The 19,321-nt window shown below is 70.8% G+C and carries 22 protein-coding genes; 8 read left to right on the top strand and 14 right to left on the bottom strand.

Going from position 1 to position 19,321, the window contains the following annotated elements; translation table 11 throughout:
- Window positions 1–48: 48 nt before the first annotated feature.
- The 3 genes from QF027_RS22060 to QF027_RS22050 form a co-directional block, all read right to left on the bottom strand.
- The gene (locus QF027_RS22060) at window positions 49–177 is read right to left on the bottom strand and encodes a hypothetical protein (protein ID WP_307076500.1); all 129 of its coding nucleotides are present in this window, start codon (window positions 175–177) and stop codon (window positions 49–51) included.
- 121 nt (window positions 178–298) lie between these two features.
- Window positions 299–1,291: a zinc-binding dehydrogenase gene (locus tag QF027_RS22055; protein ID WP_307076498.1), complete on the bottom strand. Its 993-nt coding sequence runs from the start codon at window positions 1,289–1,291 to the stop codon at window positions 299–301.
- Between the two features lie 41 nt (window positions 1,292–1,332).
- Entirely contained in the window at window positions 1,333–2,493 is a 1,161-nt protein-coding gene (locus QF027_RS22050) for an NAD(P)-binding protein (protein WP_307076495.1), read from the bottom strand.
- Window positions 2,494–2,623: 130 nt separating this feature from the next.
- Between QF027_RS22050 and QF027_RS22045 the strand changes: the two genes are divergently transcribed.
- Window positions 2,624–3,337: a pentapeptide repeat-containing protein gene (locus tag QF027_RS22045; RefSeq protein ID WP_307076493.1), complete on the top strand. Its 714-nt coding sequence runs from the start codon at window positions 2,624–2,626 to the stop codon at window positions 3,335–3,337.
- A 228-nt stretch (window positions 3,338–3,565) separates the two neighbouring features.
- Here QF027_RS22045 and QF027_RS22040 read toward each other — a convergent pair whose 3' ends face one another.
- Window positions 3,566–4,066, bottom strand: a complete 501-nt coding sequence (locus QF027_RS22040) for a hypothetical protein (protein ID WP_306979607.1) — start codon at window positions 4,064–4,066, stop codon at window positions 3,566–3,568.
- 40 nt (window positions 4,067–4,106) lie between these two features.
- On the opposite strand from QF027_RS22040, the gene QF027_RS22035 reads away from it, so the two are divergent.
- Window positions 4,107–5,513, top strand: a complete 1,407-nt coding sequence (locus QF027_RS22035) for a M1 family metallopeptidase (RefSeq protein WP_307076491.1) — start codon at window positions 4,107–4,109, stop codon at window positions 5,511–5,513.
- Between the two features lie 27 nt (window positions 5,514–5,540).
- Here QF027_RS22035 and QF027_RS22030 read toward each other — a convergent pair whose 3' ends face one another.
- The 4 genes from QF027_RS22030 to QF027_RS22015 all read right to left on the bottom strand — a co-directional run bounded on the left by QF027_RS22030 (window position 5,541) and on the right by QF027_RS22015 (window position 8,265).
- Window positions 5,541–6,062 carry a GNAT family N-acetyltransferase gene (locus tag QF027_RS22030; protein WP_306979611.1) on the bottom strand — a complete coding sequence of 174 codons (522 nt, stop codon included), beginning with the start codon at window positions 6,060–6,062 and terminating at the stop codon, window positions 5,541–5,543.
- Between the two features lie 47 nt (window positions 6,063–6,109).
- Window positions 6,110–6,703 (bottom strand): Uma2 family endonuclease, encoded by a 594-nt coding sequence (locus QF027_RS22025; protein ID WP_307076489.1) that lies wholly within the window; start codon window positions 6,701–6,703, stop codon window positions 6,110–6,112.
- Window positions 6,704–6,752: 49 nt separating this feature from the next.
- The gene (locus QF027_RS22020; RefSeq protein ID WP_306979615.1) at window positions 6,753–7,601 is read right to left on the bottom strand and encodes a helix-turn-helix domain-containing protein; all 849 of its coding nucleotides are present in this window, start codon (window positions 7,599–7,601) and stop codon (window positions 6,753–6,755) included.
- Between the two features lie 202 nt (window positions 7,602–7,803).
- Window positions 7,804–8,265: an ATP-binding protein gene (locus QF027_RS22015; RefSeq protein WP_307076487.1), complete on the bottom strand. Its 462-nt coding sequence runs from the start codon at window positions 8,263–8,265 to the stop codon at window positions 7,804–7,806.
- Between the two features lie 155 nt (window positions 8,266–8,420).
- On the opposite strand from QF027_RS22015, the gene QF027_RS22010 reads away from it, so the two are divergent.
- Entirely contained in the window at window positions 8,421–9,275 is an 855-nt protein-coding gene (locus tag QF027_RS22010) for a helix-turn-helix domain-containing protein (RefSeq protein ID WP_307076485.1), read from the top strand.
- Entirely contained in the window at window positions 9,272–9,472 is a 201-nt protein-coding gene (locus QF027_RS22005; RefSeq protein WP_307076483.1) for a DUF397 domain-containing protein, read from the top strand. The genes QF027_RS22010 and QF027_RS22005 overlap by 4 nt, the downstream gene beginning before the upstream one ends.
- 57 nt (window positions 9,473–9,529) lie before the next feature.
- On the opposite strand, the gene QF027_RS22000 is transcribed toward QF027_RS22005, so the two are convergent.
- Entirely contained in the window at window positions 9,530–10,105 is a 576-nt protein-coding gene (locus QF027_RS22000; RefSeq protein WP_062044736.1) for a TerD family protein, read from the bottom strand.
- Between the two features lie 174 nt (window positions 10,106–10,279).
- Between QF027_RS22000 and arfB the strand changes: the two genes are divergently transcribed.
- Window positions 10,280–10,717 (top strand): alternative ribosome rescue aminoacyl-tRNA hydrolase ArfB, encoded by a 438-nt coding sequence (gene arfB, locus QF027_RS21995; RefSeq protein WP_307076480.1) that lies wholly within the window; start codon window positions 10,280–10,282, stop codon window positions 10,715–10,717.
- A 102-nt stretch (window positions 10,718–10,819) separates the two neighbouring features.
- On the top strand, window positions 10,820–11,662 hold the full coding sequence (locus QF027_RS21990) for a sigma-70 family RNA polymerase sigma factor (RefSeq protein WP_306979625.1): 843 nt from the start codon (window positions 10,820–10,822) through the stop codon (window positions 11,660–11,662).
- On the opposite strand, the gene QF027_RS21985 is transcribed toward QF027_RS21990, so the two are convergent.
- The gene (locus QF027_RS21985) at window positions 11,659–12,138 is read right to left on the bottom strand and encodes a GNAT family N-acetyltransferase (RefSeq protein WP_306979627.1); all 480 of its coding nucleotides are present in this window, start codon (window positions 12,136–12,138) and stop codon (window positions 11,659–11,661) included. The genes QF027_RS21990 and QF027_RS21985 overlap by 4 nt on opposite strands.
- Window positions 12,139–12,181: 43 nt before the next feature.
- Window positions 12,182–12,757, bottom strand: coding sequence for a flavin reductase family protein (locus QF027_RS21980; protein WP_306979630.1), 576 nt, complete (start codon window positions 12,755–12,757; stop codon window positions 12,182–12,184).
- A gap of 339 nt (window positions 12,758–13,096) precedes the next feature.
- Here QF027_RS21980 and cdgB point away from each other — a divergent pair, with 339 nt between their 5' ends.
- Window positions 13,097–14,755, top strand: coding sequence for a diguanylate cyclase CdgB (gene cdgB / locus QF027_RS21975; protein WP_306979632.1), 1,659 nt, complete (start codon window positions 13,097–13,099; stop codon window positions 14,753–14,755).
- A 121-nt stretch (window positions 14,756–14,876) separates the two neighbouring features.
- On the top strand, window positions 14,877–15,848 hold the full coding sequence (locus QF027_RS21970; protein WP_306979634.1) for a carbohydrate-binding protein: 972 nt from the start codon (window positions 14,877–14,879) through the stop codon (window positions 15,846–15,848).
- Between the two features lie 249 nt (window positions 15,849–16,097).
- Here QF027_RS21970 and QF027_RS21965 read toward each other — a convergent pair whose 3' ends face one another.
- From QF027_RS21965 to QF027_RS21955, 3 genes are all read right to left on the bottom strand, one after another.
- Window positions 16,098–17,027, bottom strand: a complete 930-nt coding sequence (locus QF027_RS21965) for a 1-phosphofructokinase family hexose kinase (protein ID WP_306979636.1) — start codon at window positions 17,025–17,027, stop codon at window positions 16,098–16,100.
- A gap of 78 nt (window positions 17,028–17,105) precedes the next feature.
- On the bottom strand, window positions 17,106–18,236 hold the full coding sequence (nagA, locus tag QF027_RS21960) for an N-acetylglucosamine-6-phosphate deacetylase (protein ID WP_307082459.1): 1,131 nt from the start codon (window positions 18,234–18,236) through the stop codon (window positions 17,106–17,108).
- Window positions 18,237–18,343: 107 nt separating this feature from the next.
- On the bottom strand, window positions 18,344–19,288 hold the full coding sequence (locus QF027_RS21955) for an ROK family protein (protein ID WP_306979638.1): 945 nt from the start codon (window positions 19,286–19,288) through the stop codon (window positions 18,344–18,346).
- Window positions 19,289–19,321: the final 33 nt, after the last annotated feature.

The following is a 19,321-nucleotide window of genomic DNA, read 5'->3' as shown; positions in this document are numbered from 1 at the left end:
CCGGTACCGGGGCTTCCGAGGGAGCGTCCTGCTTCGGTGGTTTCGCTGTCACCTCAGGCCCGGGACCCGGCCGGCGAGGAGTGGAGTGAGCCGCAGCCGGTTGGCGTCGGACATGCCCAGGTCCTGCTGTGCGGAGGGGAGCGCGATGGTCACGATGGTCGCGTCGAGGACGACCATCAGCCGGGCGAGGGCGATGACCGTCAGGCCCCACCAGCGACGGGGTCGGCCGATTCGGGCGACTGGGTGACGCTCGTCTGGTCAGAAGGCCATGGATCGGTACGCGTCGCATCTGGACGTCTCATGGCTCCAGGACCACCTTTCCGGTCGTGCCGCGGGTCTCCAGCGCCCGGTGCGCGGCGGCCGCCTCGGCGAGCGGGAAGCGCTGTACGGCGGGGGTGAGACGGCCCGCGGCGGCTTCGGCGAGGGCGCGCAGTTCGAGGGTGCGGATCGGGTTGGGCCCGCCGGCCTTCTGCGCCATGACGGGCCCGAGGACCTGTTCGGAGACGCCTTCGACGAGGTACGGCTGTCCGTCGTGGATTCCCTCGCCGGACCAGCCGAAGACGATGTGCCGGCCTTGGTGTCGGCCTTGGTGGCCGAGAAGGCCGACGCACTCGCGGGCGACCTCGCCGCCCACGCCGTCGAAGACCACGGTGGCGGGCCGGCCGCCGAGGAAGGCGCGGACCTTCCCGGGCCACGCGGAGTCCTTGTAGTCGACGGCGAGATCGGCGCCGTTGGCGTGCACCTGTGCCGTTTTCGACGGCCCGCCCGCGAGGCCGACGACGGTCGCTCCGGTGTTCTTCGCGTACTGCACGAGCAGCGTGCCGATGCCTCCGGCGGCCGCCGGGATCACGGCCACCGAGTCCGGGCCGAGCTCGGCGAACTGCACGATCCCCATCGCCGTACGGCCCGTGCCGATCATGGCGACGGCCTGGGCGAAGTCGAGGTTCCCGGGGACCTCGTGGACGCGGTCGACATCGGTGACGGCGAGTTCGGCGTAACCGCCGGGGGCGAAGCCGAGGTGGGCGGCCACGCGCTTGCCGAGCCACAGTTCTGCGACGCCGTCACCGAGGGACTCGACGACTCCGGCGACCTCCCGGCCGGGGATGGTGGGCAGCGTGGTCGGTTGGGGCAGCGGTCCCTGCTGCCCCTCGCGCAGGGCGGTGTCCAGGAGGTGGACACCGGCCGCCCGTACGGCGATACGGACCTGACCGGGGGCCGGGACCGGGTCGGCGGTCTGCTCGTAGGTGAGGTTCTCGGCGGGGCCGAAGGCGTGCAGGCGGATGGCGTGCATGGAGGGACTCCCTCTGTAGGCAGGACACCCACCCTCCGACCTCAAGCATGCTTGAGGTCAAGGGCGTTCCGGCCGAGTGCCAGCGATACGGCGGTGAGCGCGCTGTTGAAGGAGACCTCCGAGAGCACCCCGGGCGCCGCGACCTGGTCGCCCGCGAGATAGACACCGTCGCCCCGGTCGACGGCCGGCCGGTCGCGCCAGTTCGTGCCGGGCAGGTCGACGGCTCCCGTACGGCCGTTCGCGACGGACTCACGCCGCCAGGTGACGCGTTCGCGCCAGCCGTCGAAGGCGAGATCGAGCAACTGTTCCGCGCGCGCGACCCCGTCCGCCCTGGTCTCGTGCGGGGCGATCGGGATCTGCCCCTGGAGGAGCTGTTCGCCCGCGGGTGCCAGGGTGCGGTCCTGGGCGGTGAACCGTTCGATCCAGCCGGGGGAGTCGAGGTCGGAGACGGCGAAGGCGTCACCCCGCCGGGTGCGCAGGGCCAGGTCGAGGAGTGTCGTACGGCCGCTCGGCCAGGTCAGCGAGTCGTCGCCGAGGAGCCGACGGGCCGCACCGAGGGAGGTGGCGACGACGACCGGGGTGTCGGTGGGCAGCGTGTCGACACGGGACAGGGTCTCCATCCGGACGCCCATGTTCCAGGCGCGGGCGGCCATCCGGTCGACGACGGTGGCCCAGCCGCCGCGCGGGTAGTGCGCCTCGGGCGGCAGCTTGGTGGCACGCCGCAGCCGTTCCTGCACGAACGCGGCGGACAGGGCGCCCGGGTCGTGATGGAACAGGGCGACGGCGGAGTAGTGGGCGGCTGCGCGGGCGCCCTCCTCGCCGGCCTGCCCGGTGGCCCAGGACATGAAGTCCACGTCGACGGGGGCCTGTTGGGCACTGTGACGCAGCAGCTTGAGCATCGCGAAGGGCGGGGTGCGGCGCAGAACGCCCTTGTGCCTCAGACGCAGCCGGGCCGCCTCCAGAGGCGGGAGCGGTGCGAGGGGTCCGATGAGGTCGCGCTGCCGGAGCCAGGACCAGTGCGGGCCGCCGTTGTAGAGAGCGTGCGGGCCGTCGTTCGTGCGGTACGGCCCCTCGGCGGTCCGGGCCCGGCCGCCGAGCGTGTGATGGGCCTCGTACACGGTGACCTTGGCGCCCGCCTCGGCGGCGGAGATCGCCGCGGTCAGCCCGGCGAGGCCACCGCCGATGACGGTGATGCGATGCATGGCTGGGGTCTCCCTCTGCTCGGGGGTGGGGTCCGTCGTCGGTATGACTGATTGAGGGCTCCGGAATGTGACATGGGGGCTGTCTGTGCAGGTCAGGCGGATTGTCAGTGGTGGGGTGCAGGATGGGGGCATGGCGAGGAGAGCGACGGCTGGGGCGAGCGGTACCGGTGGCGCCGGCGGTGCGGGCGGCTCGCGGGTGAAGGGGGCGCGGCGACCGGAGGTGCGGCTGCCACCGCTGGAGCCGCATGGGGGAGAGGAGCTGGAGCCGGACGGAGACTACGACGGGCTGGAGTTCCTGGAGGCGGACTTCGCGGGGCAGGACGGGGCGGGGGCCCGTTTCATGGACTGCGCGCTGAGAAGCTGCGCGCTGGACGAGACCCGGCTCCATCACGCCCGCTTCCTCGACTCGGTCCTCACCGGCATACGGGGCGTGGGCACCGACCTGGCGGAGTCGACCCTGCGCGACGTGGAGCTGATCGACGCCCGCCTGGGCGGAGTGCAGTTGCACGGCGCGGCCCTGGAGCGCGTCGTGATCCGAGGCGGCAAGATCGACTACCTGAACCTGCGCACGGCCGTCCTGAAGGACGTCGTCTTCGAGAGCTGCGTCCTGGTGGAACCGGACTTCGGCGGCGCACGGCTGGAGCGCGTGGAGTTCGTGGACTGCACCCTCAAGGGCGCGGACCTCACGGCGGCGACCCTCAAGGACGTGGACCTGCGCGGCGCCGCGGTCCTGGAGATCGCCCGGGGGATCGACCGGCTGGCCGGGGCGGTGATCAGCCCGTCACAACTGCTGGACCTGGCACCGGCGTTGGCGGCGGAGGTGGGGATCCGGGTGGAGGGGTGACGCGGGCGCGGGCGGGCCCGCACGCTCTCTTCCGAGCTGCCGGAAGTGAGGCCGAGCCTTGGGTTCCGGGCGCAGTTGTGGGCGTCGGGTCGGTCCGCGGTGCGCGGTCGCCCTGGCCGACGTGCGGCCTTGTGCGCACTCCCTGGTGGAGCAGCACCAACCCCTTCGACCAGGGCACCGGCCCGACCGCAGCAGATCCTCGTCGACCGGGATGCCGGCTCTCCGTGATCACTTCACCCTCGGGAACCGTGCCTGGAGCGTCCAGATCGCCGGGTTCTCGCCCAGGTCGTCGTGGAGGTCGATCAGGTCGGCGATGAGGTCGTGCAGGAAGTCGCGGGCCTCGCGGCGCAGGTCCGCGTGGGAGAAGGTGAGCGGGGGCTCCTCCGCCGGCATCCAGTCGGCCTCGATGTCCACCCAGCCGAAGCGGCGCTCGAAGAGCATGCGGTCGGTGGACTCGGTGAAGTCGAGCTCCGCGTGCTGGGGGCGGGAGGCACGGGAGCCCGCCGGGTCGCGGTCCAGGCGTTCCGCGATGTCGCACAACGCCCACGCGAAGTCGAGCACCGGCACCCATCCCCAGGCTGTGGACAGTTCCCGGTCCTCCTTGGTGTCCGCGAGATAGACGTCCCCGCAGAACAGGTCGTGCCGCAGCGCGTGGACGTCCGCGCGGCGGTAGTCGGTCTGCGGCGGGTCCGGGAAGCGGTTGGAGAGGGCGTAGCCGATGTCGAGCACGTACGAGATGGTGTCACGCGGCCTCTCATAGGATCACCGCGTGTCCCGATCCGCGCCGCTCGTCCCCACCGCCCTGCTCCCCACCGCCCTCCTCCTCGCGAGCGCCCTCACCGCGTGCGGCGGCGGAGTGCACGGCACCCCCGGCGGCTCCGGCCTGCGCGACCCGTACTTCCCGAAGGCCGGCAACGGCGGCTACGACGTCACCCACTACGACCTCGACCTCGCCTACGACCCGGACACCTCGAGGCTCTCCGGCACCGCGACCCTCACCGCCCGCGCCACCCAGGACCTCTCCGCCTTCCACCTCAACCTCGACGGCCTGGAGATCGAGAAGGTCACCGTCGGCGGAGCCAAGGCCCGCTGGAACCGCACCGGCCAGGAGCTGACGGTGCGCCCGCACGACGACCTCGACGAGGGCAGCGCCTTCCGCGTGACGGTCGCCTACTCCGGCACCCCCAAGACGATCACCGACCCGGACGGCTCCGAGGAGGGCTGGCTGCCCACCGAGGACGGCGCGGTGGCCCTCGGCGAACCGACCGGCTCGATGGCCTGGTTCCCCGGCAACCACCACCCCTCCGACAAGGCGTCCTACGACCTCACGATCACCGTGCCCGAGGGCCTCCAGGCCGTCTCCAACGGCGAGTTGACGGCGAGCAGGACCAGCGGCGGCCGTACGACCACCACTTGGCACACCGCCGAACCCATGGCGAGCTACCTCGCCACCCTCGCGATCGGCGACTACGACATCCACCGCACCACCACCCCCGACGGCCTGCCCGTCTTCATCGCCGTCGACCCGGCGGAGGCCGAAGCGAGCCGGAAGGTGCTGGCCCAGATCCCGGCCGTCATGGCCTGGTCCGAGGACACGTTCGGCCCGTACCCCTTCTCCTCCACCGGCGCGATCGTCGACCGCGAGGGAGACGCCGAATACGCGCTGGAGACCCAGAACCGCCCCTTCTTCCCCGGCGCCCCCGACACCGGGACCCTCGTCCACGAACTCGCCCACCAGTGGTACGGCGACTCGGTCACCCCGAAGACCTGGCGGGACATGTGGCTCAACGAGGGCTTCGCGACCTACGCCGAATGGCTGTGGGCCGAGGACCATGGCGGCGACAGCGCCCAGAAGACCTTCGACGCGCTCTACGACCACGGCGAGGACACCGACAAGGACCTCTGGGACTTCCCGCCCGGCAAGCCGTCGAGCGCCGCGCACCTCTCCGACAGCCCCGTCTACCAGCGCGGTGCGATGGTCCTCCACAAGATCCGCCAGCAGCTCGGCGACACGGCTTTCCGGGCCCTCCTCCGCGACTGGCCCACCACCCACCGCCACGGCACCGCGGACACCGACGACTTCACGTCGTACGTCGAACACCTCGCCCCCGACGAGGACTTCGGCCCGATCTGGGAGGAGTGGCTGTACGGGGGCGGGAAGCCGGAGCGGCCGTAGCGACGGGGCCTGGTCCGGTCAGGCCTGTCAGCCCTCCGACAGCGGCTTGCGCAACACCGAGCAGGGGCGCCCGCGTTGCAGGTCCGAGCGGTGGTCGATGACCTCGTAGCCGAGAGCCGTCCAGAAGGCGAGGGCGCGGTCGTTGCCGTCGAGGACGGCGAGGCGTACGGCGGTGCGGCCCTCGGTGCGGAAGCGGTCCTCGACGAGGGCGGCGAGCCGACGGCCGTAGCCCTGCCGGTGTACCTCCGCGTCCACCATCAGCAGCCCGATCCACGGGTCCGGGTCGGCCGGGTCCGGATGCTGGGCGAGCGTGATGGCCACCCCGACCAGCCGGCCCTCACTGCGCGCCAGCAGCACCTCCGCGTCCGGATGCGCGAGCTCCTCGGCCAGCGCCGCCGCCACCTGCTCCGGGCGGATGTCGTCCGGCTCCGGGAAGTCACCGCTGAGCGCGAAGAACTCGTGGTTGGCGGCGTAGAGGGCGGTGAGTCCGGTCAGGAGGGGGGCCGGGATGTCGTGGTCGGGGGTGAGGTCGAGGGGGGTGAGGAGCATGCCGGGCAGAGTAGTTGAGGCTCTGCGGCACCGACGGTGATGTCCGGCTAGTCCTTGTAGCGTGGCAGGCCGTCCGTCGAGATCGTCCAGTCGCCGATGGTGACGTCCTCTCCGTAGACGAAGTCCTTGCGGGTGGCGTAGCGGGGGCCGTCGGGCGTGGCGTGGATGTCGGTGAGGACGGCGCCGGTGGCGGTGCGCGGGTCGAAGATCGCGTAGATGGGGATGCCGATCAGGGGGTAGTCGCGCATCTTTCCGACCCAGTCGTTGTCGGGGTTTGAGCGGGAGACGACCTCGATGGCGGCGATGAGGGTATGTGGATCGATGGAGCCCTCGACGTTCAAGTCGTCCCATGCGATCACCATGACGTCGGGGTGACGCGTGATTCCCTCTGGTTCGTTCTCCACGTCCGGTGTGCCGTTGTGGGCCAGCAACTCGTCCGGCATGACCCTCTCCAGACGGCGGCTGACGTGGGCTGCCGTCACTTCGTGGGGTCCCCCCGGCGACATCATGTCGTGGACGATTCCTTCCTTGGTGATCTCGAATTTGCCGGGGAGGTTGTCGTCCATGGACTGAACGAGATCTCGCATGGCCCGGTAGACATGGGAGCCGCTCCGACGCGCGTCGTCCGGTGCGATGGTCATGGCGCTCGCTCCTCGTCTGTGCCCAGGGGCAAGGATCGTCACGTCCATGCTAGGCGGCCTCCCAGAGATCGCCTCGGCAGTCGCGGCAGCGGCCGGGTGCGGGGGCGCGGAAGACGCGGTCGCAGCCGTCGCAGTTCTGGAAGGGGTGTCGGATCTCCGGGGGCCGGGCGGGGGCCCGGTACGGGGGCGGTGGCGGGAGCCGGTCGGTCAGGCGGTGGGCCAGGAGGGCGGCCGGGCGACGCAGGTCCTCCGGGGGCAGGTCCGCGGTGAGGGCGTGGCGTATGGCGGTGGGGGTGACCTCGCGTTCCAGCCAGGCGGCGACGCCGGGGGCGAGGTGTTCGGCGTCGGTGGCCGACAGGAGCAGGCGGGGATCGTGGCGGCGCAGGGTGACGAGGACCTCGGTGGCGATGCGGAGGAGCTCCGGAGCCGGGTGACCGGGCTGGGGGACCGGAGGGAGTTTTCTGCGGGGCTTGTCCGGCGTGGGACGCCGGGCGGCCTTCCTGGGCCGGTCCGGCTCGGCGTCACGTCGGCCGGGCTGGTTGCAGGACGTCGTACGGGTGATGACACGGCCACCCGGGATGCGTACGCGTTCACGGCGCAGGTAGCCGTGGGTCTCCAGCTCGCGCAGAGCCGCCGCGATACGTGTCGTGCCCTCGGGGAAGCGGGCGGCGAGGGTCCGGATGTCGACGCGGGCCCCGGCGGGCAGGGACTGGAGGTACAGGGCCAGCCCCCTCGCGACGAGCGACAGCTCCGGGTGCTGGGCGAGGTGGTTGCCGATCACCGTGAAGCGGGTGGTGTGCCGGGCGTTCTCGTGAACGAGGCCACCCGCTTGGGAGTGTTTTTCGCCCGCCTTGCGGGACTGGGCGCGCGTCGGCGCGCTAGGGTTTTGGGTGTCCATCGGGAAGGTTTCGTCTTCCTTGGTGGTCAGGCCCTCGCATCGGGATGCCAGTCCCGGCGAGGGCCGTTGCATGTCTGCGGTTGTGTTGCGCCGACTGTAGGGCAGGCAACCGGGGCGAAATCCAGCTGAGTTGGTGATGTTCACCCGCGCGGGTGAGCTGCGCTTCGAGGCGGGAGGAAAGGTGGGGCTTGGTCGGGTTCTTTCACCCTGGAGTTCTTTGAGAAAGACCGCCCGCACCACCGAAGTACGGGTTTCCGGGACCCGGTGAGAGGTCGATTTCCGCCCACACCGTCTTGCGCGGACGGGGTCCCGGCGCCACGCCCCAACGGTCGGCGAGCGCGTCCACGAGCACGAGACCTCGGCCCGACTCGGCGTCCGGTGCGGGGAGTTCGGTGCGTGGCAGACGGTCACCCCGGGTGTCCGTGACCTCGATGCGCAGGGTGACGCCGACGACGTAGAGCGTGAGGCGGAAGTCGCGGCCCGGGACCCGGCCGTGTGTGGATGCGTTCGCCGCCAGCTCCGCCACGATGTGCTCCGCCGGGTGCAACGGCATTCCCCACTCGCGGAGTTGCTCGACCGCCAGCAGTCGGGCCAGGCGGGCTCCGCGGGGCGTGGGGGACAGCAGGATGCTGAAGTTCCGGATGACGGCGGTTCCTTGATTCACGTCACTCAGCGTGGCCGTCACTGCTTACCGTGAACAGTGACGATGCCGATGCGTACGGTGACTGTCCGGAGCTTGTCCGGTCGTGTCCGGGCTGTCGGGGGCGGTCGTCGGGGTAGGAGCGTCGCGGGTATGGACGTACGGCGGAGGGGCGCGGAATGAGCGTGGACGGCGAGGCGGTCGACCCGGGGTGGGAGGTCGACCCCGACGACGAGTGGGGCGTGGCCGTGATCGCAACGGTGGGTCGCCAACTGAAGCTGCGGCGGGAGGCGGTGGGGATGCGGGCCGCCGAGTTCGGGGAGGCGGTCGGGTACGGCGAGGACCTGGTCTACAAGATCGAGGGCGGGAAGCGGATTCCTCGACAGGAGTATCTGGACAGGGCCGACGAGGTGTTGGGGGCGGGCGGGCTCATCACCGCGACTTGGGAGGACGTCAAGAAGGTCCGGTACCCCAAGAAGGTGCGCGAGCTGGCCAAGTTGGAAGCGCAGGCGGTTGAGATCGGCGTGTATGAGCCCAACAGCGTCCATGGGCTGTTGCAGACGGCAGAGCATGCGCGGGCTCTGTTCGAGGCAGCGCAGCCGCCGTACTCGCAGGACGACGTGGAACGGATGGTGGTCGCCCGCTTGGCCCGGCAGTCAGTCTTTGATCGTGACCCGGCTCCCTCCATCCACTTTGTGCTGGAGGAGGCGGTCGTACGCCGACCAGTCGGGGGCACAATGGTGTGGCGACAGCAGCTCGAACGTCTGCTGGAGGTGGGGAGGCTGCGCAACGTCACGCTTCAGATCATGCCGACGAACAGCGACGCCCACCCGGGTCTGGACGGCAAGATCGAGCTGCTGAAGTTTCCCGACGGAACAGCGGTGGGGCGTTCGGACGGCGCCTTCAACGGCCGCCCCATCACCGACCCGAAACAACTCCGCATCCTTGAACTGCGGTATGGCACCATCCGGGCTCAGGCACTCCCTCCACGGGAGTCGCTGGCCTTCGTCGAGCAACTGCTGGGAGAGACATGATCCGCAAGTCCGCTGTCGGGGACGCCTCCGAGCTGGTGTGGTTCAAGAGCAGTTACAGCAGCGGCACGGACGGCAACTCCTGCGTCGAGATAGCGGCCACCCCCGGCACGGTTCACGTCCGCGACTCCAAGCAGACCACCGGCCCCCGCCTCAGCTTCGCCCCAACTGCGTGGAGCGCCTTCGTCTCGCAGGCCTAGAACGCCAGGAGCCCCCGGCCGACACGACCAGGGGCTCCAGCTCAGCGCAGCGAGACGTCAGACGTTCACGCCGAAGTCCGTCGCGATGCCCACCAGGCCGGACGCGTAGCCCTGGCCCACCGCGCGGAACTTCCACTCCGCGCCGTTGCGGTACAGCTCGCCGAAGACCATCGCCGTCTCCGTGGCCGCGTCCTCGGAGAGGTCGTAGCGGGCGATCTCGGCGCCGCCGGCCTGGTTGACGATGCGGATGTAGGCGTTGCGGACCTGGCCGAAGTTCTGCGAGCGGTTCTCCGCGTCGTAGATCGAGACCGGGAAGACGATCTTGTCGATGTCGGCCGGGAGGCCGGCCAGGTTGACGTTGATCGCCTCGTCGTCGCCCGCGCCCTCGCCGGTGCGGTTGTCACCGGTGTGGACGATGGTCTGGTCCGGGGTCTGCTTGTTGTTGAAGAAGACGAAGTGACCGTCCGAGTAGACCTTGCCCTCCGTGTTGACCGCGATCGCGGAGGCGTCGAGGTCGAAGTCCGTGCCGGTGGTGGTGCGGACGTCCCAGCCGAGGCCCACGGTGACGGCGGTCAGGCCCGGAGCCTCCTTGGTGAGCGAGACGTTGCCACCCTTGGACAGGCTTACAGCCATGGTTTGGGAGTCCTTCCCTCGTTTTTGTACGGCAAGTACGGGCTTGAAGTTACAGCTACCCCCATGAACGCCGCGAGGGGCGCCGAAGGTTCCCCGTGTCTTTACTTTCTTTACCAAAGAGTGAGCGGCCGCCCGGCGATATTCGGGTGACGTGGACCGGACAGAGCCGGGAACATGGAGTCCATGTCCGGTCCCTACGTCATCCGCGGCTCCGTCTCGCTTCCCGAGGCCGAGCTCATGTGGCGTTTCTCGCGCTCCTCCGGCCCCGGTGGCCAGCACGTCAACACCAGTGACTCCCAGGTGGAGCTGCGCTTCGACCTGGCCCGCACCGAGTCCCTGCCCGACGTGTGGAAGCAGCGGGCGCTGGACAAGTTGGCCGGGCGGCTCGTCGACGGGGTCGTCACCGTCCGCTCCTCCGAACACCGTTCACAGTGGCGCAACCGCGAGACCGCCGCCGTACGGCTCGCGGCGCTCCTCGCCGAAGCCACCGCGCCGCCGCCCAAGCCACGGCGGGCGACACGCATCCCGCGCGGAATCAATGAGCGGCGGCTTCGGGAGAAGAAGGCGCGATCGGACACCAAGCGGGGACGGCAGGGGCGGGACTGGGGGTAACCCCGGTCCTGCGACACATCATCAACAGACCTGCGTGTGTCACATCTCCCCCGTCCCGTCCGTCAACTCACCGACGGCGGACGACGACGAGAGCGGTGGCCCATGGGCGACGACGACTTCCTGGCCGAACGGTTCGAGGCGCACCGCGGGCAGCTGCGGGCGGTGGCGCGGCGGATGCTCGGGTCGGGAGCCGAGGCCGAGGACGCGGTGCAGGAGACGTGGGTGCGGATGAGCCGGTCGGACACCACGCACGTCGACAACCTCGGCGGCTGGCTGACGACCGTCGTGGGCCGGGTCTGCCTCGACATGCTCCGCTCCCGCAGGTCCCGTGCCGAACAGCCCCTGGAGCCCGAGGCGCCGGTCCCGGCCGTCACTCCCGACCCCGAGCAGGACGCCGTGCTCGCCGACTCGGTCGGCACCGCCCTTCTCGTCGTCCTCGACACCCTCGGCCCCGCCGAACGGCTCGCCTTCGTCCTTCACGACCTCTTCGCCGTCCCCTACGACGAGATCGCCGGCGTCATCGGCAAGTCCCCGGCGGCCACCCGCCAGCTCGGCAGCCGGGCCCGCCGCCGGGTGCGGGGCGCCCAGGTCACCGACACCGATCGGACGCGCCGGCGTGAACTCGTCGACGCCTTCCTCGCCGCCGCGCGCGACGGTGACTTCGACGGGCTGCTGGAGGTCCTGGACCCGGATGTCGTGGTGCGCACGGAGGTCGGGGTGACGACGGGGGCCCTGGCCGTGGCCAAGGGGGCGACGAGCTACTCGCGGCACGTCGTCGGCGTCGCGGTACCGGCTCTCGTCGAGGGTCGCACCGGTATCGCGCTCCTGCGGGACGGCCGGGTGTGGCGGACGCTGGCGTTCACGTTCGTACACGACCGGATCGCCGTGATCGACATCACTACGGACCCGGAACGGGCGGCGCGGCTGGACGTCACCTTCGTCTAGCGGGGACCGCCGAGGTCCAGTACCCCGACCGTCTCGTCCGCGCTCAGCTCCCCGGTCCGGCGGAAACCGAGCCTCAGGTAGAACTCCGCCGGGCCGTCGGCGCCCTCGTGCCAGGTGACGTACAACTCCTTCGTGCCCCGGCGGCGCAGCTCCGCGGCGACTGACTCGACGGCGAAACGGCCGTAGCCCCTGCCCTGGGCGTCGGCCGCGATGTTCAGCCGCCACAGGCCGGAGCGGACGACGCTGCCGCCGTCGGTGCGCCAGTCGATGTCGAGGAAGGCCATCAGGAAGCCGACGGTGCGGTCACCGTCGACGATCAGACGGGGCCAGGCGACGCCCGTGGGATGCACGTAGGCCTCGGCGAGGGACTGCATGACCGGGGAGACCGCGAATTCCTGCTCAGGGCGGACCCGTATGCCGGTCGCCGTTTCGAAATTCCCGGGTGTGATCTCTTCGAGGCGGGGTGCGAATGTCATCCGGTGACCTTATGCGGGGGTACCGGCGAGCGGCCATGGAATTTCATCCCAGCCGGCGGTACCTGCCCCGGAAATAGGTCAGCGGTCCGCCGTCCGCGCTCGGCACGTCGGCCGTGAGGACGCGGCCGATCACCAGGGTGTGGTCGCCGGCCTCCACGCGCTGTTCGGTGCGGCACTCCAGGGTGGCGAGGGCGCCGCCCACCAGTGCGGCGCCGGTGGCCGCGCCGCGGACGTACGGGATGTCCTCAAACAGGAGGCGGTCGCTGATGCGGCCCTTCATGGCGAAGCGGCCGGCGATGTGGCGCTGGCTCTCGGACAGGACGGAGACCGCCCAGTGGGGTTGCTCGTCGAGCAGGTCGTCCATGCGGGAGCCCGTACGCAGGCTGACCAGCACCAGAGGCGGATCCAGGGAGACCGACAAGAACGCCGTGGCCGTCATGCCGACGTCCTCGCCCCCGGGTCCCTCGGCGTCGAGCGGGGGCTCGAACGCGGTCACCAGGACCACGCCCGCGGCCAGCCGGGCCATGGCGGCGCGGAACTCGTCGTTGCTCACCCCCACAGCATGCCCGGAAGCGGGCGGAGGGATCATCGGGGCGGTGGCGGGGGGAGTGTTCGGCACGCCGGAAACGCTAATGTCCGGTCCGTGCGCTCCGCATCGGGCCTTCGTCCGAGGCCGGACCTAGGTCTACCGGCGGAGATGGACAGGGCGTTCACAAACGCCCAAAGTTTGCGTTCAGTAAACGCACAGGGAAAGCGCAGAAACCCCACTCAATTGTTCATCTTTCGCTGTGACTTGAGTCACAAGGGGCGGTATTTGTTGACCCTGTGTACCGAGTGGGCAGCGCGCTGTGATTCAGTGGCGGGGAAGGACCGACGAAGCCGCACCAACGAAGGCGCACTGAAGATACGCCGAAGAGAACCCTTGATTCGCTGCGAGGTCTCGGGGGGAGGGCGAGCAATGGAGAGCGAGTCGGAGCCGTACGTCCGTCTTGCGTCCCTGCGACAGCTGCACCAGGTCATGGCCGACATGAACACGGCCCGCAGCCTGGCCGACACACTGCAGACCGTCGCGAACGGCGTGGTCACCGCACTCGGTTACGAACTGGCGTGCGTCAATCTCGTGCGCCCCGACGGCGACCTCGTGGTCGCCGCCTTCTCCGGGAACCAGGCCGCCGAGTCGCTGATCACCGGCCGGGTGGGCTCCCGCGAGTCCTGGGATCGCCGGCTGAGCATGGGGGAGACCTGGGGCGACCTGGTCTTCATCCCGCACACCGAGGGCTGGGTCCTCGATGACGACGACGTCCCGCAGTGGTACACCGACGGCCCCGCGCCCCGCTTCGAGGACGAGTGGCACCCCTCGGACCGGCTGTTCGCGCCGATGTACACGCCGGGCGTGCAGGGCGGTCAGTGCGGCGAGCTGATCGGCGTGCTCTCCGTGGACCGGCCGCGCAACGGCCGCAGGCCGGGGGCATGGGGACGCGAAGCGCTCCAGATGTACGCGTTCCAGGCCGCCATCGCGATCAGCAACGCGCGTCTGCGGTCGAACATGCAGCGCGCACTGGTCAGGCTCGAAAGGGAGCAGCAGGCCCTCAGGGCCAGTGAAGAGAGCTTTCGGCAGGCCTTCGAGTACGCCCCCTCCGGCATGGCCATCGCCGAGATGGGCGGCGACCAGCACGGCCGGATCCTGCGTACCAACGACGCCCTGTGCCGCCTCCTCGGCCGCCCCGCGTCCGCGATGCGCCGCTACTCCTTCTCCGACCTGGTCCACCCCGAGGACATAGGCACCCTGCTGCGGACCTCGGCGGAAGGCGGGCGCGCGGAGCTCCGCCTCGGGCGCCGGGACGGCACCTACCTCTGGGTGTCCCTGCGCAACTCGGTGGTCGCCGACGCCGCCGACGGGCCGCGCTTCCTGCTCACCCACGTCGAGGACATCGAGGAGCGCAAGCGCCGCGAGCTCCAGCTCGCCCACCGCGCCTCCCACGACTCCCTGACCGGCCTGCCGAACTCCGCCGAGCTGCGCTCGCGGCTGTCCTCCCGGCTCTGTCAGCAGCGCTCCACCCACACGGGCGCGCTGGAGTCGATCGACGCGGCCTTCGGCCACCCGGCCTTCGACGCGAACGGCCATGGTTTCGACTTCCGGCCGGGCGGCGCTGAGGCGTTCGACACCTTCGACCACCATGTGCACACCGTCGCCCCCGAGGGCGAGCGCGACGACGGCACCAAGGGGCTCGCGGTGCTCTTCTGCGACCTCGACGGCTTCAAGTCGATCAACGACCGGTTCGGGCACAACGCGGGTGACGCGGTGCTCATCGAGGTCGCCCGGCGGCTGTCGCAGTGCGTGCGCGACGGCGACACCGTGGCCCGGCTCGGCGGCGACGAGTTCGTGATCCTCGCCGACGGCCTCGGCAAGGCGGACGCCGCCGACCTCGCCGTACGTCTGCGCAGCGAGATCATCCAGCCGATCCGTGCCGAGGGACGGGCCGTCCGGGTCGGTGCCAGCTTCGGCATCGGCTGGGCGCACTGCGGCATGACGGCGGACGAAGTGCTGAAGTCCGCCGACGAACGGATGTACGTCGAGAAACGATCTCGTCCCAAACAGCACAGACGCGCGGGATAAGCCCCAGGTCAGCGAGCTGATGCGATCCGAGTCACCCGTTTGGGCCATCAGGAGCGGGTAGGCTCGCCATTCTGACCATCCGTATCGCATCCGATGCCCATCTGTTTGAGGAGTACCTGGGATGACGTCCGGCAACAACGGGGCGAGTGCGCCCGAGGACGACGACCCGTTCGGCTACCTCTACGCCGACGGCCAGGCCAACGGCGCCCAGCCGCCGTCCGGCGGCGGCTACGGCTACGGCTACCCGAACTCCGTCAACCGGACGCGCTCGGTCGGCCAGCGGCAGTACGGCCAGCAGCAGGCGCCGGCCGCGCCGAACGGCCCGTACGGCCAGGTCCCGCAGCAGCAGGGCCAGACCGGCTACAACCAGCCCAGCGCCCACTACGCCGCCCCCGAGACCTTCCCGGGCGGCGCCCCCACCAGCCAGCAGCCCATGCCCGGCTACAGCGGTGGTGGCGGCGGCCGGAGCGGTGGCCCCAACACCAAGGGCCTGCTGATCGGCGCGATCGCGGTGGTCGCCGCGGTGGTCATAGGCATCGGCATCGCGATGGCGGGCGGCGACGACCAGAACGACGACAGCGGCAACCAGGCGGCGACGACCCCGACCACGTCACAGAGCTCGGAGCCGAGTCCGTCGAGCAGCGGCGACGCGGACGTCAAGGAGCTGCCCAAGATCGACGCCAAGGCGCTGAACCTCGGCACCGGTGTCACCCTGGCCTCGGACGTCGAGGGCGCCACCGCCGACGGCGGCGTGTACGTCTCGGGCCTCAATCAGACCGGCGCCTCCGTCACCTGGAACGTCAGCGGCATCCCGAAGAGCGGGGTCTACACCCTCTTCGCGCACTACAGCACGGCCGACGAGGACCAGTCGATGACGCTCACCGTCAACGGCAAGGATTTCGGCAGCAAGGTGAACTTCGGCAACTTCGCCCGTGCCAAGGACGGCGACTTCGCCAAGGGCTGGACCAAGACCTACGTCTGGCCCTCCTTGAACAAGGGCACCAACACGATCTCGGTCTCCTGCCAGGACGGAGACAAGTGCAACATCCTGCTGGACCAGTTCTGGCTGAAGGCGGGTCAGGTCAAGAACTAGTTCGTGCACGCCTGAAACGGCCGCCGGAGTGTCTGCACTCCGGCGGCCGTCATGTTCAGCGCTGTCAGATGCGTCCGACTTCGACGCACCTGGCGGCAACCCAGCCAGTTTTGCCAGCCCAATGGACCTTGTACCAGTCGTCGCCGGAAGGACCACCAGACCAGCACGTGTGAGAGGTAGATCATTGGTCGCCGATGATCTTAGGCGTCACGCAGGACGGGCACAGTCGACTTCCGGTCGTAGCCGGGCTCACGCCGCGCTGACCTCACCCGTGACCGTGACCCGGGCCAGCAGTTCCTCGTAGGCCGCGCGGTCGAACTCGCCCGCCACCGGGGCCAGTACGGTCGCGGCGGACAGGGCGACCGCCCGGGACAGCCGGTCCGGCCAGGGCAGTCGCTCCGCCAGACCCGACAGCAGGCCCGCCACCGCCGAGTCGCCGGCCCCCGTCGGATTGCCCTGGACAGGAGTCGGGGGAGCGGCGCGCCAGCGGCCCTCGGGAGTCGCGGCGAGGAGGCCCTCCTTGCCCAAGGACGCGATCACGGACTGCGCGCCCCTGCGGCGGGCGTCCTGCGTCGCGCGCAACGGCTCGTGGGAGCCGGTCAGTTCGGACAGTTCGTCGGCGTTCGGCTTGAGGATGTCCGGGCGGGCGGCGACCCCGCGGCGCAGTGCCTCTCCGCTGGTGTCCAGCAGGACCGGCACCCCGGCCGCCTTCGCCGTGCGGATCAGGCCCGCGTACGCCCCCACCGGCACCCCCGGCGGCAGACTCCCGCACAGGGCCACCGCCGAGACCGACGGGACGAGATCCCCGTACGCCTCCTGGAAGGCCGACCACTCCGCCGGCGTCACCGTCGGGCCCGGCTCGTTGAGCTGGGTGGTGTCGCCGGACTGTTCGTCCACCACGGCGATCGTGCGCCGGGTCGGTCCGGCGACCGGGACGAGCGCGTCCACCAGGCCCGGTACGGCGGTGAGCCGGTCCTGGACCATGCGGCCCGTGGCGCCGCCGGTGAACCCGGTGACCGTCACCTCGTGGCCGAGCGCGGCCAGCACCCGGGCCACGTTCAGGCCCTTGCCCCCGGGGCGTTCGGTGACCTCGGTGACCCGGTGGCTGGCGTGCGGCCGCAGCGACGGTACGCGATAGGTGATGTCGAGAGCGGTGTTCAGCGTGACGGTGAGGATCACCTGGGCCGACCTCCCCCGAAAGACAGAATGTGCCCGTCCAGTCTCCCAGGCTGCCGCCGGGCCCAACAGCGGGACACATCAGCCCAGTTGGGGATCGACCACCCATTCTCCCCGGCGCATGACGCCCTTGAGGTCGAATTGATGGTCGAGGAGGACCAGGTCGGCGTCCTTGCCGGGCTCCAGTGAGCCGATGCGGTCGGACATGCCCAGCAGACGGGCCGGGTTGGCGGAGATCGCCGCGACCACGTCCTCGACGGGGAGCCGGTCGACGGACACCGCCCGCTTGAAGGCGCGATCCAGGGTGAGCGTCGATCCCGCGATCGAACCGCCCTCCACGAGCCGGGCGACTCCCTCGCTGACCTCGACCTCCAGGGGACCGAGCATGTAACGGCCGTCGCCGAAGCCGGCCGCGTCCATGGCGTCCGTGATGAACGCGACGCGGTGTGCCGCCGCGTGGTGGAACGCGAGTTGCAGTGCGGCCGGGTGCAGATGCGTGCCGTCGTTGATCAGCTCGACCGTGATCCGCTCGTCCTCCAGGAGGGCGGCGATGGGGCCGGGGGCGCGGTGGCCGAGCGGCGGCATCGCGTTGAAGAGGTGGGTGGCCACGGTGGCGCCCGCGTCGATGGCCTCGAGGGTCTGCTCGTACGTCGCGTCCGTGTGCCCGATCGCCGCGATGACGCCGTGCTCGGCGAGGAGCCGTACGGAGTCGATGCCGCCGGGGAGTTCGGTGGCGAGCGTGACCATCTTCGCCTGTCCGCGAGCCGCGTCGACCAGCTTGCGGACCTCCGCCGGGTCGGGGTGGCGCAGGAGGTTCTCCGAGTGCGCGCCCTTGCGGCAGGGGGAGATGAACGGGCCCTCGAAGTGGATGCCGGCGATGTCGCCCTGCTCGGCGAGTTCGCTCAGCAGACCGGCTCGCTGGGCGAGGAAGTCCATGTCGCCGGTGACGGTGGAGGCGACGAGGGTGGTGGTGCCGTGGTTCTGGTGGGTGCGGATGCCGGTGACCACGTCGTCCGCGGTGCCTGAGGTGAACGAGGCTCCGCCGCCGCCGTGGTTGTGGATGTCGACGAAGCCGGGGACCAGCCAGTGGTTGGTTACGTCGATGACCTGGGCGTTCTCCGGGGCGGTACCGGTGATGCGCGTGCCCTCGATGACAACTTGGCCGTTCTTGACCGTTCCCGTGGGCAGGACCACGTCGGCGCCGGAGAGCACCAAGGGGGTTCCGTCCGTTGCGGGGTGCGGGAGCGTCGTGGCTGGTCGCGCTCGCGCGGCGGTAGCCGCACATTCAGCGCCGTCCCGCGCCCCTGGCTGGGCTGCCATCAGGGGGTTACCTCCGTACCGTCGGTGTTGTCCAGGAGATCCCAGGCCAGCAGGCCCGCGCCCAGGCATCCCGCCGTGTCGCCCAGGGCCGCGGGGACGATCGTCGGCAGCTTCTGGAAGGTGACCCGTCGGCGGACCGCCTCCCGCAGGGGTGTGAACAGGGTGTCCCCCGCCTCCGCCAGGCCGCCACCGATGATCAGGGTGCGGGGGTCCAGGAGGGTGAGCGCGGTGACCAGGCCGTCGGCCAGGGCGTCCACGGCGTTCTGCCAGACCTCCCGGGCTTTCGGGTCCCCGCCGTCCACCGCCTTCGCGCAGTCCGCCGCGTCCGTGTGAGGGTCGCCGGTGGCGTCCGACCACGCCTGCGACACGGCCGCCGCGGAGGCGTACCGCTCCAGGCAGCCCCGCTGGCCGCATGGGCAGGGCGTGCCGCCCGGGCGTACGACGATGTGGCCGATCTCGCCCGCGAAGCCGTGGGCGCCCGACTCCACCCGCCCCGCGATGCCGATCGCGCCCGCGATGCCGGTTCCCAGGGGGACGAAGAGGAAGCGGTCGGCGCCCTTGCCTGCGCCGATGCGGCCCTCCGCGAGGCCGCCGGTGCGGACGTCGTGGCCGAGGGCGACCGGGACGCCTCCGAGGCGGTCGGTGAGCAGCCCGCGCAGCGGGAGGTCCCGCCAGCCCAGGTTGGCGGAGTAGGCAGCGATGCCCTGCTCCTCGTCGACGATGCCGGGCACGGCGACGCCGGCCGCGAGCGCGGGGGCGCCGAGGTGCTCGATGCCGTACCCGCGCAGCTCGACGGCGAAGTCGAGGATGCCGTCGACGACCGCGTCGGGGCCGCGGTCGCGGCCGGTCGCCCGGCGCGCCTGGTGCAGGAGCTCGCCGCCCGCGCCGACCAAGGCCGCCTTCATCCCGGTGCCGCCCACGTCGAGGGCGATGACATGTCTCACAAGGACAGTGTGGCCCTTCGACCCGCAAGAGGT

The sequence above is a fragment of the Streptomyces canus genome (assembly GCF_030816965.1).
In the GTDB taxonomy this organism is placed as follows: Bacteria; Actinomycetota; Actinomycetes; order Streptomycetales; family Streptomycetaceae; genus Streptomyces; species Streptomyces canus_E.
This window is presented reverse-complemented; position numbering and strand designations above follow the sequence as displayed.

Coding starts and splice junctions, on each gene's coding strand:
- QF027_RS22060 (WP_307076500.1), bottom strand. CDS start 177: ATGGTCGTCCTCGACGCGACCATCGTGACCATCGCGCTCCCCTCCGCA.
- QF027_RS22055 (WP_307076498.1), bottom strand. CDS start 1,291: ATGCACGCCATCCGCCTGCACGCCTTCGGCCCCGCCGAGAACCTCACC.
- QF027_RS22050 (WP_307076495.1), bottom strand. CDS start 2,493: ATGCATCGCATCACCGTCATCGGCGGTGGCCTCGCCGGGCTGACCGCG.
- QF027_RS22045 (WP_307076493.1), top strand. CDS start 2,624: ATGGCGAGGAGAGCGACGGCTGGGGCGAGCGGTACCGGTGGCGCCGGC.
- QF027_RS22030 (WP_306979611.1), bottom strand. CDS start 6,062: ATGCTCCTCACCCCCCTCGACCTCACCCCCGACCACGACATCCCGGCC.
- QF027_RS22025 (WP_307076489.1), bottom strand. CDS start 6,703: ATGACCATCGCACCGGACGACGCGCGTCGGAGCGGCTCCCATGTCTAC.
- QF027_RS22020 (WP_306979615.1), bottom strand. CDS start 7,601: ATGGACACCCAAAACCCTAGCGCGCCGACGCGCGCCCAGTCCCGCAAG.
- QF027_RS22010 (WP_307076485.1), top strand. CDS start 8,421: ATGAGCGTGGACGGCGAGGCGGTCGACCCGGGGTGGGAGGTCGACCCC.
- QF027_RS22005 (WP_307076483.1), top strand. CDS start 9,272: ATGATCCGCAAGTCCGCTGTCGGGGACGCCTCCGAGCTGGTGTGGTTC.
- QF027_RS22000 (WP_062044736.1), bottom strand. CDS start 10,105: ATGGCTGTAAGCCTGTCCAAGGGTGGCAACGTCTCGCTCACCAAGGAG.
- arfB (WP_307076480.1), top strand. CDS start 10,280: ATGGAGTCCATGTCCGGTCCCTACGTCATCCGCGGCTCCGTCTCGCTT.
- QF027_RS21990 (WP_306979625.1), top strand. CDS start 10,820: ATGGGCGACGACGACTTCCTGGCCGAACGGTTCGAGGCGCACCGCGGG.
- QF027_RS21985 (WP_306979627.1), bottom strand. CDS start 12,138: ATGACATTCGCACCCCGCCTCGAAGAGATCACACCCGGGAATTTCGAA.
- cdgB (WP_306979632.1), top strand. CDS start 13,097: ATGGAGAGCGAGTCGGAGCCGTACGTCCGTCTTGCGTCCCTGCGACAG.
- QF027_RS21970 (WP_306979634.1), top strand. CDS start 14,877: ATGACGTCCGGCAACAACGGGGCGAGTGCGCCCGAGGACGACGACCCG.